This window comes from Jejuia pallidilutea (genome assembly GCF_002973595.1).
In the GTDB taxonomy this organism is placed as follows: Bacteria; Bacteroidota; Bacteroidia; order Flavobacteriales; family Flavobacteriaceae; genus Jejuia; species Jejuia pallidilutea.
The window spans coordinates 339,160-355,652 of sequence record NZ_PVEO01000004.1; the positions used below are offsets into that span (position 1 = coordinate 339,160).

The following is a 16,493-nucleotide window of genomic DNA, read 5'->3' on the forward strand; positions in this document are numbered from 1 at the left end:
AAAAATGATGACAATTCTAGCCAACTTCGTAAAGTATAATAGTTTCATATTATTCATGATGCTCTTGTTATTAAAAGGGTGCGGAAATATTAAAAACGTAGCAATTAGTGAGGATTCTCAAGTAGAAGCTGAATTAATTTATCAAAACAAATTTGATAAAAATTTAGACGATTGGGTTGTTGAGCAAATGGAAGGGGGTAAAGTAGAAATAATTGATAATAAGTTAGAAATCACCGATGTTTCAGGATGTACCATTTGGTTAAAGCAAGAGTTTGAAGGTCCTATTATGATAGAATACGATGTAGTGGTTATCGATAAAGGCGGTCCACAAGATCGTGTTTCAGATCTTAATTGTTTTTGGATGGCTAAAGACCCTAAGAATATGGAAAACCTTTTTGCCAACTCTGATAAACGTGGTGGTAAATTTTCAAATTATGATAGTTTAAGGTTATACTATATGGGTGTTGGCGGACATTTTAATACCAAAACCCGTTTTAGAAGATATACAGGTAATGGTGAGCGTCCACTGTTGCCCGAGCACGATTTATCGGATGCCGAATATCTGCTTACGGCCAATGAGCCCTATCATATTAGAATAATTGCATTCAACAACTACATCAAGTATTACAGAAACGACCAATTACTTGTAGATTTTTACGATCCAGAACCTTATACCTCAGGTCATTTCGGGTTCAGAACCGTAAATAATCATATGACGGTTGATAATTTTAAAGTGTATAAATTAAGTAAATAAGATTTGAAGAACTATTATAAAATTACTTTGCTAGCTCTATGTGTTTTAATGAGCATGGGGTTATCCAAAGGAAAAAAATCAATATATCATAAAGGATGGATCGATTTTAATAAAAACGGCGTAAAGGACGTTTATGAAGATGCCAAAGCACCATTAGAAGCACGAGTAAAGAATCTTATTTCGTTAATGAATGTGAATGAAAAAACCTGTCAATTAACCACACTTTACGGGTTTGCAAGAGTGTTAGAAGATGAAATGCCTAACGAAAAATGGAAAAATCGCGTTTGGAAAGATGGTATAGCTAATATTGATGAACACTTAAATACCATTTGGAATCAAGAAAAAACACATACCAAATATGCGTATCCGTATAGCACACACGCCGAAGCCATCAACACAGTACAAAAATGGTTTGTTGAAGAAACGAGGTTAGGTATTCCGGTAGATTTCACCAATGAAGGTGTTCATGGTTTGTGCCACGAAAAAGCTACACCATTGCCAGCACCCATTGGTATTGGTAGCACTTGGAATAAAGTATTGGTGCGTAAAGCAGGAGAAATTGTAGGAAGAGAAGCCAAAGCACTAGGTTACACTAACGTGTATGCGCCTATTTTAGATGTGGCACGAGACCAACGTTGGGGACGCGTTTTAGAATGCTACGGAGAAGAACCGTTTCATATTTCTGAAATGGGAAAACAAATTACGCTTGGAATTCAATCCCAAGGTGTGGCTTCAACCTTAAAACATTTTGCCGTTTATAGTATCCCAAAAGGGGCAAGAGATGGCGATGCACGAACCGATCCGCATGTGGCGCCTCGCGAAATGTTTCAACTACATTTATATCCTTTTCAAAAAGTAATTAAAGAGGCAGCTCCTATGGGGATAATGAGTAGTTATAATGATTACGATGGCGTGCCAATAACAGCGAGTAAATATTTTTTAACCGATTTACTTCGTGAAAAATATGGCTTTAATGGTTATGTGGTTTCTGATAGTGAAGCAGTGGAATATGTTTCAGAAAAACATAGAGTAGCTAAAAATTATAAGGAAGCGGTACGTCAGGTAATTGAAGCAGGACTTAATGTGCGTACAACTTTTAGAACACCAGAATCGTTTATTGAGCCCTTAAGGGAATTAATTGCAGAAGGTGCTATATCAATGAACACGATTGATGAGAGAGTTGCTGATGTGTTACGCGTAAAATTCAGATTAGGTTTGTTTGACAATCCATATGTTGAAAACCCAAAAGAGGCAGATAAATTGGTACACACAGTTGAAGATGAGGCTTTTTCAAAGCAAATAAATCGAGAGTCGTTAGTACTGCTTAAAAACGAGAATAATACGTTACCTTTAAACATCAACAAATTAGATAATATTTTGGTTACAGGGCCATTAGCAAACGAGGTGAGTTTTACATATAGTCGTTATGGTCCTGCCTTTAATCCTTCGGTTTCAGTATTCGAAGGCATAAAACAATATGCAGGTAATAAAGCAAATGTTGTCTTTGAGAAAGGATGCGATATTGTGGATCCTGATTGGCCAGGGAGCGAAATAATTCCTACGCCATTATCGGCTAAAGAACAAGCCGATATTGATGCAGCGGTTGAAAAAGCTAAACAATCTGATGTTATTATTGCTGTTGTAGGTGAAGATGAAAAACGCGTTGGCGAAACAAAATCTAGAACTAGTTTAGGGTTGCCTGGGCGTCAGTTCCAATTGGTACAAGCTTTATATGCAACCGGAAAACCTGTAGTTTTAGTATTAATAAATGGACAACCATTAACCATTAATTGGGAAAATAAATTTTTACCAGCCATTTTAGAAGCGTGGTTCCCAAGTACAGCCGCGGGCGAGGTTATTGCCGAAACTTTATTTGGAGACTATAACCCAGGTGGAAAATTATCGGTTACATTTCCAAAATCAGTGGGGCAGATTCCATTAAATTTTCCGTTTAAACCGGGTTCACAAGCGGGCCAACCAGGAGCAGGACCAAATGGTTATGGGAATACGCGTGTTTTAGGGCCATTGTATCCTTTCGGATATGGTTTAAGTTACACCACTTTTGAGTATAGCGATTTGGTGGTAACCCCAACAACACTAAAATCTCAAGCCAATGTAAATGTGTCGTTTAAAGTGAAAAACACAGGTGATAGAGCAGGAGATGAAATAGTACAATTATATGTAAAAGACGAAGTAAGCAGTGTTACTACCTACGAATCTGTGTTAAGAGGATTTGAAAGAGTACCTTTAAAACCTGGTGAAACAAAAAGTATTAATTTTACGCTTCAGCCAGACGATTTAGCTATTTTTGACAAAAATATGAATTGGACGATTGAACCCGGTTATTTTGAGGTTTTGGTTGGAAGTTCTTCAGAAGATATAAAACTTAAAACACGATTTGAAGTAATGGCGGCAGATCATTAATCAATTCAAATATTACAAAGTATTAAAAAGAAAATAAAGATTATGACAAAGATTTTTGCTCTAAAGGGGAGGATTCAAAATTATGCATGGGGTGGTAATCAGTATATCCCAAGTTTATTAGGCATAACACCAGAAAACAAACCATATGCCGAATATTGGTTGGGAGCACATGTTAACGCACCATCGGTAGTTGAGAGTGAAAATGGGTCGGTTAACCTAGATACGTTTATAAGCAACCAATTAAAGGAAAGCTTAGGAGCTAAAGTAACTAATGTTTTTGGGAGGTTACCGTTTTTGTTTAAGGTACTTGATGTAAACGATATGTTATCTATTCAAGTGCATCCTACTAAAGTAGAAGCAGAAAAAGGATTTAAACGCGAAAATGAGTTAGGCATCCCATTAAATGCGTCTCACAGAAATTATAAAGACGATAACCATAAGCCTGAAATTATGGTGGCATTAAGCGAGTTTTGGTTGCTACATGGGTTTTTAACAGAAGATAAATTAAGAAACGTGCTAAGTTCAGTTCCTGAGTTTACGGATCTGTTACCAATATTCGAAAAAGAAGGCTATTTAGGCTTGTATCGTACGGTAATGGAACAAACTGAAGAAGAAACAAATAACACGTTAAAACCTTTAGTAGATAGAATACTGCCGCTTTATAAAAAAGGAGAATTAAGTAAGTCCGATCCCGCATATTGGGCAGCAAAAGCTATTGATACAGGAGATGATTCAGTAATAGATAAAGGAATATATTCTATTTACTTTTTTAATATTGTTAAAGTTGAAAAAGGCGAAGCTATATTTCAAGATGCAGGAATTCCACATGCGTATTTAGAAGGTCAGAATATGGAGCTTATGGCAAATTCTGATAATGTATTACGAGGTGGTTTAACGCCTAAGCATGTTGATGTACCAGAACTGTTAAAACATGTAACGTTTGAAGCAACAGTACCAAATATTTTAAAAGGTGAAGCACAATCGGACGGCTTAGAGCGCATTTATAAAAGTCCAGCACCCGATTTTGAGTTGAGCCAAATTAAGCTTACTAATCAAGATGTTTATAAATCAAATTCGCATAGTGCGCAAATACTTATAGTGCTTGAAGGCGAAGTAGAATTATTTGAAGAAGAAGGTGCTTCTATCAATTTAAGCAAAGGGCAATCGGCTTTAATTTTGGCTAAATGTAGTTATATTATAGCCGCTAAATCTTCAGCTATACTTTTTAAAGCAACAACACCAGAAGCATAATTCCATTTCTTTATTAAAAATCTAAAACAGTTTTTATAATTAGTGATACTTAATAGTATAATTTCTAAATAAGTCAGCAATAAATTCAAAAGCATTAATTTAATATCTTGAAGAAAAATACCTTGTCCGTAAACTTTAATGGTTATGGATCTTCAAGAGGCACTTTGGTTAATAATATCAATAATTGTAATTTTTACGATTATTATCGTCATTACACGAATTTTCGGGCTGCGTACGTTTGCTAAAATGTCTAGTTTTGATTTTGCATCCACAATTGCCGTAGGCTCTGTAATGGCATCGGTAATTTTAAATACCAATTATTCTCTTGTAAAAGGCGGTGTTGCACTAGGTACAATTATAGGCTTTCAAACATTATTTTCATTTTTAATTAGAAAAGTTAAAATCTTACAGAAACTTTTTACGAATAAGCCCCAAATTATTATGTGGAATGGAAAGATGCTTCATAAAAAAATGAAGCGCTGCAATGTTGGTGAAGCAGATTTAATAGCTAAGTTAAGAGAGGCAAATGTTCATGATTTTAATGAGGTAAAAGCAGTAATTTTTGAAAGTACTGGCGATGTTTCCGTGATTCATAATAATGAAAACAAAAAGGTAGAACCACAATTGCTTAAAGATGTAAACACACAAAGCCTATTTTTTAATAAAGAAAATGTTTAATATTTCTTCACACCTGTGTTAAGTTGTTGTTAACAAGGTTTATAGCGCTAATTGTTTTACTAATTGAGTTAGTTCTTAGCACAATGTATGGCTATTTTTAAATATAACATTAAAACAAAGTATTATGAAAAATTTAAAAATAGTGTGGGCTACATGTTTACTATTTATAACGGTTATGGTAGCAGCCCAAAATGAGAAAGACAAAAAAATAATGGCAGATGCCGAAAAAGCCAAAGCAACCTTGATAGAAAAAGATGCTGGAATCGAAAAATTTTTCGAGAATTCATCAGGCTATGCTATTTTTCCAAATGTTGGTAAAGGCGGATTAATTATTGGTGGAGCCAGTGGCAATGGTGTAGTTTATGAAAACGGAGGTGCTGTAGGGATGACAAGTCTTAAAAAAGTAAATATTGGTCTTCAAGCCGGTGGACAAGCTGTAATAGAAGTTATTTTCTTCGAAACCGATGCTGCTCTAGCAAAATTTAAGGAAGGTAATTATGAATTTTCTGCTCAAGTGTCTGCAGTTGTTGCAGATGAAGGTAAATCGAAAAATGTAGATTACGATGACGGTGTACTAGTTTTTGCACTTCCAAAGGCTGGATTTATGGCAGATATATCTGTGGGCGGACAAAAATTTGAATACGACGCTTTTAAATAGAATAGAGTAGTTTAAAAAAAACAGATTAAAGTCGTTTAAAAAAAGTATAGTTTCATTGTAAACTATACTTTTTTTAGATGGCTTTTTTTATGCAATTACTTAATATGTAATAGGCATTATATAAAAATTGAACAGCGTATAGTGTTAACATTTATAGCGTTTAAGTCATCCTAAAACCAACCATAATTTTACATTTAAATATGGATAAAAAAGAGTTTGATGTTTTTGTAATTGGTAGTGGTGTAGCGGGACGATTGGTTGCGGAAAAATGTGCAAAACAACAATTAAAAGTAGCCATAGCCGATAATAGAGCGTTTGGAGGCACATGCGCAAATAGAGGCTGCGATCCTAAAAAAGTTATTTTAGGTCCTACAGAAGTTTTAGAGCTCTCCAAAAATTTAAAAGGAAAAGGTATTGTGTCTCTCCCTACATTAAATTGGAAAGCATTACAGAAATTTAAAAGAACTTTTACAGAGTTTATACCCAAAGCTGTTGAAGACAATTTAGAAGAATTAGGTATTGAGCTGTATCATCAATCTCCCAAATTTATAGATGAGACCACTTTAACTGTTGAAGGAAAAACAGTAAGCGCAAAAAAAATTGTTATAGCAACAGGCAATATTCCAAGAAAATTAGACTTTAAGGGCAATAGCTTGCTTAAAACAAGCGACGATTTTCTTAACCTAAAAAAACTACCCAAACACATTATATTTATTGGTACAGGCTATATAGCTATGGAGTTTGCACATATGGCTGCACGGTGCGGAAGTAAGGTTACTATGCTAGACCATAACGCTACCGTTTTAAATCAGTTTGATGACGATTTGGTTTCAGAATTAATTGATATTTCGAAACAATTAGGAATCAAGTTCGTTTTTAATGCCGAAGTTGTAAAGGTTAAAAAGCTGAAAAAGAATTTTAAGGTACAATATATTAAAGCCGATAAAAAAATAGCTATTAAAGCCCAAATGGTAATTAATACATCTGGAAGGGTTCCAGCCATAGCTACTCTTAATTTAGAAAAAGGAAATGTAGCCTATACTAACGCGGGTATTAGTTATAATCACTTTATGCAAAACCCATTGAATAAAAATGTTTATTCCTGCGGCGATGTATCTGCCCACAGTAAACCCTTAGCACCATTATCTGGTATGGAGGCAAACATAGTAGCCGAAAATATTATAAATGGCAATACAAAAAAAATTGATACTCCTTTAGTGCCTTCAGTTGTATTTACTCTGCCAAATTTAGCTTCTGTAGGTCTTAATGAAGAAGAGGCCAAAAAGCGTTACAAAAACATAATAATTAATTATAAATCTGCTTCAGATTGGTATAATGCAAAACGCATTAATACAAAGGCTTATGCTTATAAGATATTGATGAATAAGCGTACTAATGAAATTGTTGGCGCACATTTATTGGGCCCACAAGCTGCAGAAACTATAAATTTATTTGCAATGGCTATAAGCAAAAAAATGACTGCAAATGATATAAAAGGGCTCGTATTTACTTATCCTTCTTGGTGTAATGATATTAAAGATATGTTGTAGTATGGAACCTAAAAAACAAACAGATAAGTTTAAGATTAACCATTTACCTAGTTTAGTGCTAGATACTTTTAAAGCTTGGAATGCCGATAACCCATTTCGTTTAAGTGCAGTGGTGGCATACTATGCAGTACTTTCAATGCCAGGTCTTTTAGTTATTATAATTAACCTAGTAGGTTTTTTTTGGGGCGTAGAAATTGTACAAGGGCAATTAACAGATGAGATTTCTAGTGTTCTGGGTAGGGATGCCGCTGCCTCAATTAAATCTATGATGCTTGATACACAAAATAAAGAAAAAAATACCATAGCTACTATACTTGGAATAGGGACTTTAATTTTTGGTGCTACGGGAGTATTTTATCATTTACAAATTTCTTTAAATCAAATTTGGGAAATAACATCAAATGATAAAATTAACTATAAAAAAATAGTGCTAGACCGTGCCCGAAGTTTTGCATTTATTTTAGTTATTGGTTTTTTATTGTTAATCAGTTTTTTGGTAACCGCAGCTATTTCTGCTCTAAACAGCTACATTAAAAGTACGTTACCAGATGTGTTGGTTTACATTGCCTTTGCGTTAGATTTTATTGTGTCTGTAGGCATTATAACGTTATTGTTCGCATTAATTTTTAAATATTTACCAGATGCTAAAATAAACTGGAAAACAGTTTGGATTGGTGCTTTAATAACATCAACGTTATTTGTTTTAGGAAAATCTTTACTGGGATTTTATTTTGGAACGGCTGATCCTGGTTCTACATATGGTGCAGCTGGAACAATAGTTTTAGTATTACTTTGGGTGTCTTATTCTTGTTTAATTCTTTTTTTCGGCGCAGAGTTTACATGGATATACGCTAAAAGATATGGCTTGGGTATTAAACGCAGCACAAAGGTTCTTGGGTAATTGGTTTTTTTTTTGAATTGCAAAACTAAGTTTAGAAACTAATTTTTGTGAAAGTTATATGTTGTTAAAAAAAATAGGCCATCTTAAAAAATTTAAGACAGCCTATTTACTATTAATCTAATGAATTGTTACAGGTTTTCAATTTCTTTTTTTAATTCTTCTTTTTTCTTTCCTGTTTTTTCTTGAAGATTGCCCAACATTTCGTCAAATTTACCTTCTGAATATTTTAAATCATTATCGGTTAAATCACCATATTTTTGCTTAAACTTGCCTTTAACCTGTTTCCACTTACCTTCTAATTGTTCTTTATTCATTTTGTTGTTATTAAATTAAATAATCAGTTAATTTTACAGTTGTAAATTACTGAAATAAAGATGTTTATGTTATCGTAAAAGCAATAATGTTTAATGCAATACATTAAAAAATACGTTTCAATAGTATTAATACTAAATCTGTTATATCTGTAAGTTTAATCTTTTAATGGCTTTGTTTGTTCTTGTTAAATAAAAAGCTTGTTAATTCAGGATTTTGTTTAATAATTTGTTTTTGTAGCATAGGTTCTAATAAATTGCACTATTGCGAAATATCCTTATTTTTAATGTAAGTATTTGTTTTTCATTAAGTTGTATTTTTTAGTATGATGAAATTTCAAGTAAAAAAAATCTTCAATACTAAATAAAATAGTATATCTTTATTCGGTTCAATTAAGTATGATTATTTGGGAATGAAACTTTTTGTGAAATACGACTTCGATACATTGTGTAAAAATTTTGTAAGTGAGCATTTAGATGCTTTGGATATTTCATACACCATCCACAGTGTTAATGAAGTAACTGTTAATGGCGATTTAAACGATAATAAGTATAAAACGCTTACTACGGCTTTACAAAAATATGGCATAGAAATATTAACCAATCAAAAATCAACGTTAGTAGAGCGAATAAAACATGCCATTGACTGCATGCTTAAGGATGAAAAAAGCAAACACTTAAAGTTATCTTCTTACTTAGCAGATACTTTAAATTATTCTTACACATACCTATCAACTGTGTTTTCTGAAAATACATATACATCTATAGAAAATTATGCAATTCTTAGAAAAGTAGATTTGGCTAAAGAGTTTATGTGCAATACCAATTTAACATTAACCGAGATTGCGTACCGTTTAAATTATAGTAGCGTAGCGCATTTATCTGGACAGTTTAAAAAAACCACAGGATTAACACCAAGTGCATTTATTAATATAATGAAGAAGAAGAAACAATATAAAATACAATAACTGTTAAAACAATACAAATGAGCACAACCCAACTTAATGTTGTTTTAGCAGATGACGACGAGGACGACAGAATGCTTTTTGTTGAAGCTATAGACGAGATATCTATAAAAACAGAACTGTCTTTATTTAACCACGGACAAGAGCTAATGGATTATCTCACCTTGCCTAATGCCTTAATGCCTAATTTGATATTTTTAGATTTAAACATGCCTATAAAAAATGGACTGCAGTGTTTAAAAGAAATACGAGAAAACCCTAAACTAAAAGACTTGTGTGTAGCAATATATTCAACATCTTCTTCGGAAAAAGATATTGAAGAAACTTTTTTAAATGGGGCAAACATTTACGTAAATAAGCCCCACAGTTTTAGTAAATTGCGAGATGTAGTAGAAAAAGTGTTACAGTTAAATTGGCAGTACCATACCTCTAACTTAAACAAAGACACCTTTCTATTTCGTATATAATACACATGGATCTTAAGCGCATATATAAGTCTTCAAAAACATATATAGTATTATTAATTATAGCAGTAGCTTTACTTTTGTTTACAACAAGTATGGCCTACAAGCAAATTATGCGCATGCAGGAATCTGCCGATATGGTTGCCCATACGCTTAGAGTTTATAATGCCATTGGCGATTTAACCTCACATTACTCCAAAGCCGATTCTGAGGAATTTAGAAATGAAATACTAAAAAACAAGGCCGCAAATAGCACTATTGCAGCTTATAAACAAGAGGGTAAAACGGTAATTAATAATTTGGAATTTCTTGTTAGCGATAACGAATCTCAACGTGCGCACCTAAAACCTCTAAAAGCGTTATTAAACTCACTTTACTCCCAACTTATAAATTTAGACTCGATTACTTACACTAGTAATGCAGTACCTTTTGAAATTAGGGAAAACCAAAAATCTAAAATAAACAAAACGCTATTTGATATTAGGGGCATTAAAAACAGAATGCAAAAGCAAGAGGAAAACCTACTGAAGAAAAGGGAAATAGTTTATAAATCCCATAAATCTACTGCGCCTATAGTGCTTTTAGTATTAGCGTTTTTTGCACTTTTTGTTTTTATCATTTCATTTTACAAAATATATCTTAATAAATTAGAGATTAGAAAGTCTGAATTCTTTTTAAAAACGGTACTAAATACAACAGATAATATTGTAAACTATTATGAACCCATATTTGATGCCCACAACAGTAACCATATTAAAGATTTTAAAATTGTATTTGCCAACAACCGTAATTACGATTACTTAGGATTACAACCTAAGGCTATTACAGGAAAAACATTTACAGAAACGTTTCCGTTTTTAGTAGATAATGGCGATTTTGATAAGTTGGTGAAAAGTTATAAGGAAAACCAAAAAGTTGAGCTAGATAGAGGGGTAATTGTAAAAAATAAAAAAATGTGGTTTTATACCTTGGTAACTCCTTTACTAAATGGTATACTTATTACTTCCAGAAACGCTACATACGAGGAAAAAACAAAAGCAGCACAACTTGAATTAAAAAAACGTTTAGAAAAACAAAATCTAGAATTACTTGATAACAGAGCATTTTTAGGGAACCTATTTAAAAGTATCTCTCATGTAGTAATGCATTTTAAAAGTATAAGAGACAAGAACAACGCTATTATAGATTTTGAGATTTTATTTGTAAACGATAAAATAAACCCTATAACCAGCGATATTCCAAGTGAAATAAAAAATAAAAAAACATCTGAAATATTTCCTGGTATTTTTAATAATGGTGTGTTTGAGAATTTAGTGCAGGCCATAGAAACCAAAACACCAATAACTTATGAAGTACCATATTACGAAAATGGTTATGAGCAATGGTTTAAGGCTACAGCAATTAAACTAGGTGATGGTGTAACTGTAACTACTGTAGATATTACAGAAGAGAAGAAAAGATCAGACCAGTTAATACAACTTAACGAAAGGCTTTCTGTGCAAAATACAATTTTTGCAGATGCTGAAATATTAGCTGCCACAGGAAGCTATATATGGGATATAGATGATGATGTTTCAGAACTATCTGATAATTATTACAGGTTATTGGGCTGCGAGCCTAATGAATTTAAATTATCATTTAAAACCTATAGAAGTTTTATTCACCCTGACGATTTGCAGGAATACGACAAAAAAGGACTGGAGATTGCAAAAAACAAGAGAATAGAAGAACATACATACCGTATTATTACAAAACAAGGGAACGTTAAGTATTTAAAAACTAACGGACAGTTTATTAAAAAGAATAATAAAACAGTGGTAGTTGGTGTAGTACAAGATGTTACAGCTGTTGTAGAGTTTGAAAATAAGCTAAAACAATCTAACGATAACTTAAAATTTCAAAACACCTTTTTAGAAGATGCAGAAGTATTAGGGAAAATGGGGAGTTTTAGAGTAAATACTACAAATAATAGTTCTGAGATTTCAGATAATATATATAGAATGTTAGACTGTAAACCACATGAGTTTGCACCCACGCCCAAGGCGTATTTTACATTTGTACACCCTGATGACTTATCAAATTTTAAAAAGAATATTAATAAAATTTTAGTTTCCAAAACGTTTAAGCCTTTTAGGTGCAGGATAATTACCAAAAACGAAACGGTTAAATATTTTAAATTCACCGGCCATTTCGATACCTATAATGACGATGAATATCTTTTTGGTTTAATACAAGATGTAACAGACGATATAAAGGCCGAAGCGTTTTTAAAATTAAAAAATCGCGAGTTAACCCGTTCTAATGCAGAGTTGGAATCGTTTAACCGAGTAGCAAGTCACGATTTACAAGAACCATTACGCAAGTTACAATTATTTGTGTCGAGAATAGAGGATAGGGAAGGCGACCAACTTTCAGAAAAAGGAACAGTTTATTTCGGTAAGATAAAGAATGCCGTTACGCGCATGCAAGCTCTTATCTCTAACTTGTTAACTTACTCTAGAATAGATAGCACTAAAAAAGACTTCGAGAAAGTAAATCTTAACCAAGCCTTAGATAAAGTAAAAGACGATTTAGCCGATAGAATAAAAGAAGCCAATGCATCCATAATTGCAGATAAATTGCCAAAAATAAAGGGTGTTGTTTTTCAAGTAGAACAATTGTTTACCAATATATTATCTAATGCACTTAAATATAAGAGTACCAATAAAGCTCCTAAAGTGCAAATAGTATATAAGAAGGTATCTGCATCAGAGCTTCCAAAGCATATCATAAAGGAAAGTAAAAAATACCACAGAATTTCTTTTATTGATAATGGTATTGGGTTTGATACTAAATACTCTAAAAAGATATTTGAGGTATTTCAGCGTTTGCACCAAAAAACAGAATATTCGGGTACGGGTATAGGTTTGGCAATTTGTGAAAAAATTGTAGAAAACCACAACGGATATATTTTTGCCAAAGGAGAGGTGGGTGTGGGCTCAGAATTTGTTGTTTATTTTCCAGCATAAATTAAAGACTCTCCACAAATTTAAAGCGTCTAGTATTTTAATTTTTCAACCTTGGTATACTTCTAATTATTTACGAGCATACACTATAATTTAATTGTTAATACTATTTATAATCTTGTATGTACATAAAAAACTGTGTTTTTTCAAGATAACTAGTTCATTAATTTTCTAAAAAAGCCTTCTTTTCATAAGGTTTTTAAACATATTGTTAGCAAATTGTGTTTTTTTTAACACTTCTTCACCTAAAAACTAAAGTTTTATAACACAAAGACATAATTCTGTAACACTTTTTGCGCTAATCGGTATGATATTTACACTATAGTTAAAAGAGCGCTTCTTAAATCATTAACCTTAACTATAAATATTATGAAACATAGCATAAAATTAGAATCGAGACAATTTGCAAGGGTTGGCAAATCTATACCAAAGACTTCTAATATAAAGAAGGCTAAAACTTTTTTTAATAGTGTTTTTTCAAAGCTTTTATTTAATAAGCCAAAACTTTTAAACAAAGCCACAGACAGCTAATTTTTAATTATCTCTCAATGTTAAGAATAGAGTACATTATTATTTTGTTATGCTTAATAGGATGGGTTATAGGATTTTTTTTCTACGAATTAGGATTATTAATCCATTTATTACTGGTATTGGCAGCCATAATAGCCATAGTAAAAGTATTAAGCATAAAAAATGATTTTAAGTAAACCGAATAGAACGAATAGAGTACAACAATAAAAATAAAACCAAACATATGAAAACGACAAATTTGAATACAAATACTATTGAAGCTATGTTTAAACAACTAAAATTTAATTTTGGTGGTACTATTACAAAAGCATCCAAAGAGTATATTTTAGATATTAAAAACGAAATTGGTAACGGTAATATTAAAGGTATTGCTCTTCAAGGCGGTATATCTTATATTGAGTTTGATATGGCTTTTTCTGATGACGTTGTAGTATCGGTAGATACACCAAATAAAAACCCAATATATTTTGCGTACTGTTCAGAGGGGAGTCTTGGTCATAGTTTTGGTGCAAATGAAAAGCAAAGAACTTTAGAAAATTTTCAAACGGGTATTTTAACTAGCCAATTAGGTGATGTAAACAAATTGTACTTTAATAAAAACGAACGTTCTAAAATCACATTAATTTCGGTGCAAACTAGTAATAGAACTAAGGCTAACGGAAAAGATAATTTAAAAGGTAAGCTACTGGATACATTTTTTAATGAAGATGCTAAAGAAAACTTTGTGTACATAGGTTCACAAAATTTAAAGATTGCCGAAAAAATACAACAGCTAAATGCCATTAAGCAAAAAGGTATAGTTAGAAGTCTTTTAGTACAAGGTTTGGTTCATGTTATTTTAGCTTTAGAAATACAGCAACATGCCGAAGATAAACACAGGCAAATTCCTATAGGTTCCTTAACTATGCGGGATATGGAACTTATAAAAAAAGCATCACAGTTCGTAAAAAATAACTATCACAAACAATTATCAATACCAGTATTATGTTTAGAGTTTGGTATTTCACCATCTAAGCTACAAGAAGGTTTTAAAGGAATGCATGGGCGTACTGTTGCAGAATATATTAGAGAAGTAAGGGTTTTAAAGGCCGAAGAACTTATAAAAACCACCGATTTAAATATTTCTGAAATTGTATATAGTATAGGTTTCTCAAGTAGAAGTTACTTTTCAAAAATATTTAAGGAAAAATATAACTGTAACCCAAAAGATTATAAGGATGCCCAAAAAGTATCACCAATTTCAGCATAAAAGTAATAACTCAAATTATGTATTGTAAATCATTAATAATGATTGAGGAAGCTAAAACGGATGTTTTATTGTAATTGGTATACAATATACTTTAAAGCTACTGTAATAAAAATTTAAGGGTAAAAAGCATAGATTTATAATCTATAATAGGGAGTTATTAATTAGGAAAATCCGTCTGTATTTAGGCGGATTTTTTTCTTATAATTAAAAATAATGCTCATCATTTTTAAATAAGCAAGCTGTAAAAGCTTTAAGGCCTTAGTTTAGAAGTGTCCAAAACATAGATTTCTTCCTTTTTAGACTAACCAGAATTTTTGCTTAACCACAATAGTTGTAATAGATCCAAGATAATTCCGATGCTTAGTTTTTTTAGCAAATATCAAACTATACTTTCAATTTGCACACAACTTTTGAGATTGATCCCCCAAATATCCTAAGTTCACATTTTAACCTAAAATAAAAAAACCTTGTTAATTTTAAATTAACAAGGTTTTGTTTTAAATAATTTTTGTGACCGGGCTGGGGCTCGAACCCAGGACCCTCTCCTTAAAAGGGAGATGCTCTACCAACTGAGCTACCCGGTCATTTTTTATACTAACCAATTGTCGTTAGCGGGTGCAAATATATAATGTTTAATTAATAAAACAATACTTTTTTTATATAATTTTTTGTTTTTTTGCATCGCAATAATCTATGTTTTTAATAATCAATTAATAGCGATAAAATGATAATAGTTTTAATAGGATATATGGGATCGGGCAAATCTTCAGTTGGTAAGATTCTGGCAAAGAAATTAAACTATAATTTAATTGATTTAGATGATTTTATTGAAGCTAAAGAGAATGCAACCGTAAGCGAAATCTTTAAAACTAAAGGAGAAATCTATTTTAGAAAAAAAGAAACCGAGTATTTAAAAGCACTTTTGCAGTTAAAGGAAAACACCATTTTATCTTTAGGAGGAGGCACCCCTTGTTATGGTAACAATATGGATGTTATTTTAAATACAGAACATGCAACCTCTATTTATTTAAAAGGTTCTTTATCATTTTTATCAAAAAAGCTATTTAAAAAGAAAGCAAAACGTCCTTTAATAGCGCATATAGAAACAGAAACATTATTAAAAGATTTTATAGCAAAACATTTATTTGAGCGTTCTCAATTCTACAATAAGGCTCAAATACATATTGTAACCGACCATAAAGAAAAATCAGAGATTGTAGAAGATATTATCTTAGCATTATTCTAAGACTACTTGGTGTGCCTTTCCTTTAAAATCTACCTCTACATGCTCGTGTAGCGATGTAGATAGGGAAATACCTTTAAAATCTGCTTTTACAGGATATTTTTTATGGTTTCTATTTACCAAAACAGCAGTTTTAAACTGTTTTAAGGGTACGTTTAAAAAATGTTTTACACTGTATATTAACGTAGTTCCAGAATTTAAAACATCGTCAACCAATACAACAGATTTATTGGTGTACTCCTCTGGGCTTAAGGATGTTGATATTTCTGAAAGCGGATTTTTTTTGTCAATAATAACTTTGCAGAGTACAGGTGTAATGTCAGATATTTTTTCAAGAACAGCCTTTAGTTTTTTAGCAAAAACAAAACCATTATTACCAATACCGGCAATAATAACTTCAGGTTCATCAACATTGCTTTCATAAATTTGAAACGCAATACGTCTTATTTTATGCTGAATTTCTTTGTGATTTAAAATTACATTATCCTTTAAGTCCATGCGCTTATTAT

The 16,493-nt window shown here is 32.0% G+C and carries 15 protein-coding genes and 1 tRNA gene; 13 read left to right on the plus strand and 3 right to left on the minus strand.

The genetic code is table 11. From position 1 onward, the window contains the following. Positions 1-4: 4 nt before the first annotated feature. From CLV33_RS08940 to CLV33_RS08970, 7 genes are all read left to right on the plus strand, one after another. Positions 5-754 carry a DUF6250 domain-containing protein gene (locus CLV33_RS08940; protein ID WP_146109728.1) on the plus strand — a complete coding sequence of 250 codons (750 nt, stop codon included), beginning with the start codon at positions 5-7 and terminating at the stop codon, positions 752-754. 54 nt (positions 755-808) lie between these two features. After that, the gene (locus CLV33_RS08945) at positions 809-3,178 is read left to right on the plus strand and encodes a glycoside hydrolase family 3 N-terminal domain-containing protein (protein ID WP_211297552.1); all 2,370 of its coding nucleotides are present in this window, start codon (positions 809-811) and stop codon (positions 3,176-3,178) included. Positions 3,179-3,220: 42 nt separating this feature from the next. Continuing rightward, positions 3,221-4,429, plus strand: coding sequence for a mannose-6-phosphate isomerase, class I (gene manA / locus CLV33_RS08950; RefSeq protein ID WP_105473620.1), 1,209 nt, complete (start codon positions 3,221-3,223; stop codon positions 4,427-4,429). A 144-nt stretch (positions 4,430-4,573) separates the two neighbouring features. Further along, positions 4,574-5,107, plus strand: coding sequence for a DUF421 domain-containing protein (locus tag CLV33_RS08955; protein ID WP_042245916.1), 534 nt, complete (start codon positions 4,574-4,576; stop codon positions 5,105-5,107). Positions 5,108-5,231: 124 nt separating this feature from the next. After that, entirely contained in the window at positions 5,232-5,765 is a 534-nt protein-coding gene (locus tag CLV33_RS08960; RefSeq protein WP_105473621.1) for a lipid-binding SYLF domain-containing protein, read from the plus strand. A gap of 200 nt (positions 5,766-5,965) precedes the next feature. Continuing rightward, positions 5,966-7,315, plus strand: a complete 1,350-nt coding sequence (locus tag CLV33_RS08965; RefSeq protein ID WP_105473622.1) for a dihydrolipoyl dehydrogenase family protein — start codon at positions 5,966-5,968, stop codon at positions 7,313-7,315. 1 nt (position 7,316) lies between these two features. After that, positions 7,317-8,216, plus strand: a complete 900-nt coding sequence (locus CLV33_RS08970; protein WP_105473623.1) for a YihY/virulence factor BrkB family protein — start codon at positions 7,317-7,319, stop codon at positions 8,214-8,216. Positions 8,217-8,344: 128 nt separating this feature from the next. Here the strand turns inward: CLV33_RS08970 and CLV33_RS08975 are convergent, their stop codons facing one another. Next, a complete protein-coding gene (locus tag CLV33_RS08975) occupies positions 8,345-8,530 on the minus strand; it encodes a CsbD family protein (protein ID WP_042245909.1) in 186 nt (61 codons plus the stop codon). 410 nt (positions 8,531-8,940) lie between these two features. On the opposite strand from CLV33_RS08975, the gene CLV33_RS08980 reads away from it, so the two are divergent. The 5 genes from CLV33_RS08980 (at position 8,941) to CLV33_RS09000 (ending at position 14,741) form a co-directional block, all read left to right on the plus strand. Beyond that, complete coding sequence (locus CLV33_RS08980) at positions 8,941-9,495, plus strand: helix-turn-helix domain-containing protein (RefSeq protein WP_042245906.1); 555 nt, start codon at positions 8,941-8,943, stop codon at positions 9,493-9,495. Between the two features lie 17 nt (positions 9,496-9,512). Then, positions 9,513-9,959 carry a response regulator gene (locus CLV33_RS08985; RefSeq protein WP_042245904.1) on the plus strand — a complete coding sequence of 149 codons (447 nt, stop codon included), beginning with the start codon at positions 9,513-9,515 and terminating at the stop codon, positions 9,957-9,959. Positions 9,960-9,964: 5 nt separating this feature from the next. Continuing rightward, positions 9,965-12,964 (plus strand): PAS domain-containing protein, encoded by a 3,000-nt coding sequence (locus CLV33_RS08990; protein WP_146109729.1) that lies wholly within the window; start codon positions 9,965-9,967, stop codon positions 12,962-12,964. Between the two features lie 545 nt (positions 12,965-13,509). Continuing rightward, positions 13,510-13,668 (plus strand): lmo0937 family membrane protein, encoded by a 159-nt coding sequence (locus CLV33_RS17845; RefSeq protein ID WP_105473625.1) that lies wholly within the window; start codon positions 13,510-13,512, stop codon positions 13,666-13,668. Between the two features lie 47 nt (positions 13,669-13,715). After that, complete coding sequence (locus tag CLV33_RS09000; protein WP_105473626.1) at positions 13,716-14,741, plus strand: AraC family transcriptional regulator; 1,026 nt, start codon at positions 13,716-13,718, stop codon at positions 14,739-14,741. Positions 14,742-15,252: 511 nt separating this feature from the next. On the opposite strand, the gene CLV33_RS09005 is transcribed toward CLV33_RS09000, so the two are convergent. Next, positions 15,253-15,325, minus strand: a tRNA-Lys gene (locus tag CLV33_RS09005). Positions 15,326-15,465: 140 nt separating this feature from the next. On the opposite strand from CLV33_RS09005, the gene CLV33_RS09010 reads away from it, so the two are divergent. Continuing rightward, positions 15,466-15,987 carry a shikimate kinase gene (locus CLV33_RS09010; protein ID WP_105473627.1) on the plus strand — a complete coding sequence of 174 codons (522 nt, stop codon included), beginning with the start codon at positions 15,466-15,468 and terminating at the stop codon, positions 15,985-15,987. On the opposite strand, the gene CLV33_RS09015 is transcribed toward CLV33_RS09010, so the two are convergent. Continuing rightward, a complete protein-coding gene (locus CLV33_RS09015; RefSeq protein ID WP_105473628.1) occupies positions 15,979-16,482 on the minus strand; it encodes a phosphoribosyltransferase family protein in 504 nt (167 codons plus the stop codon). The genes CLV33_RS09010 and CLV33_RS09015 overlap by 9 nt on opposite strands. Between the last annotated feature and the right edge of the window lie 11 nt (positions 16,483-16,493).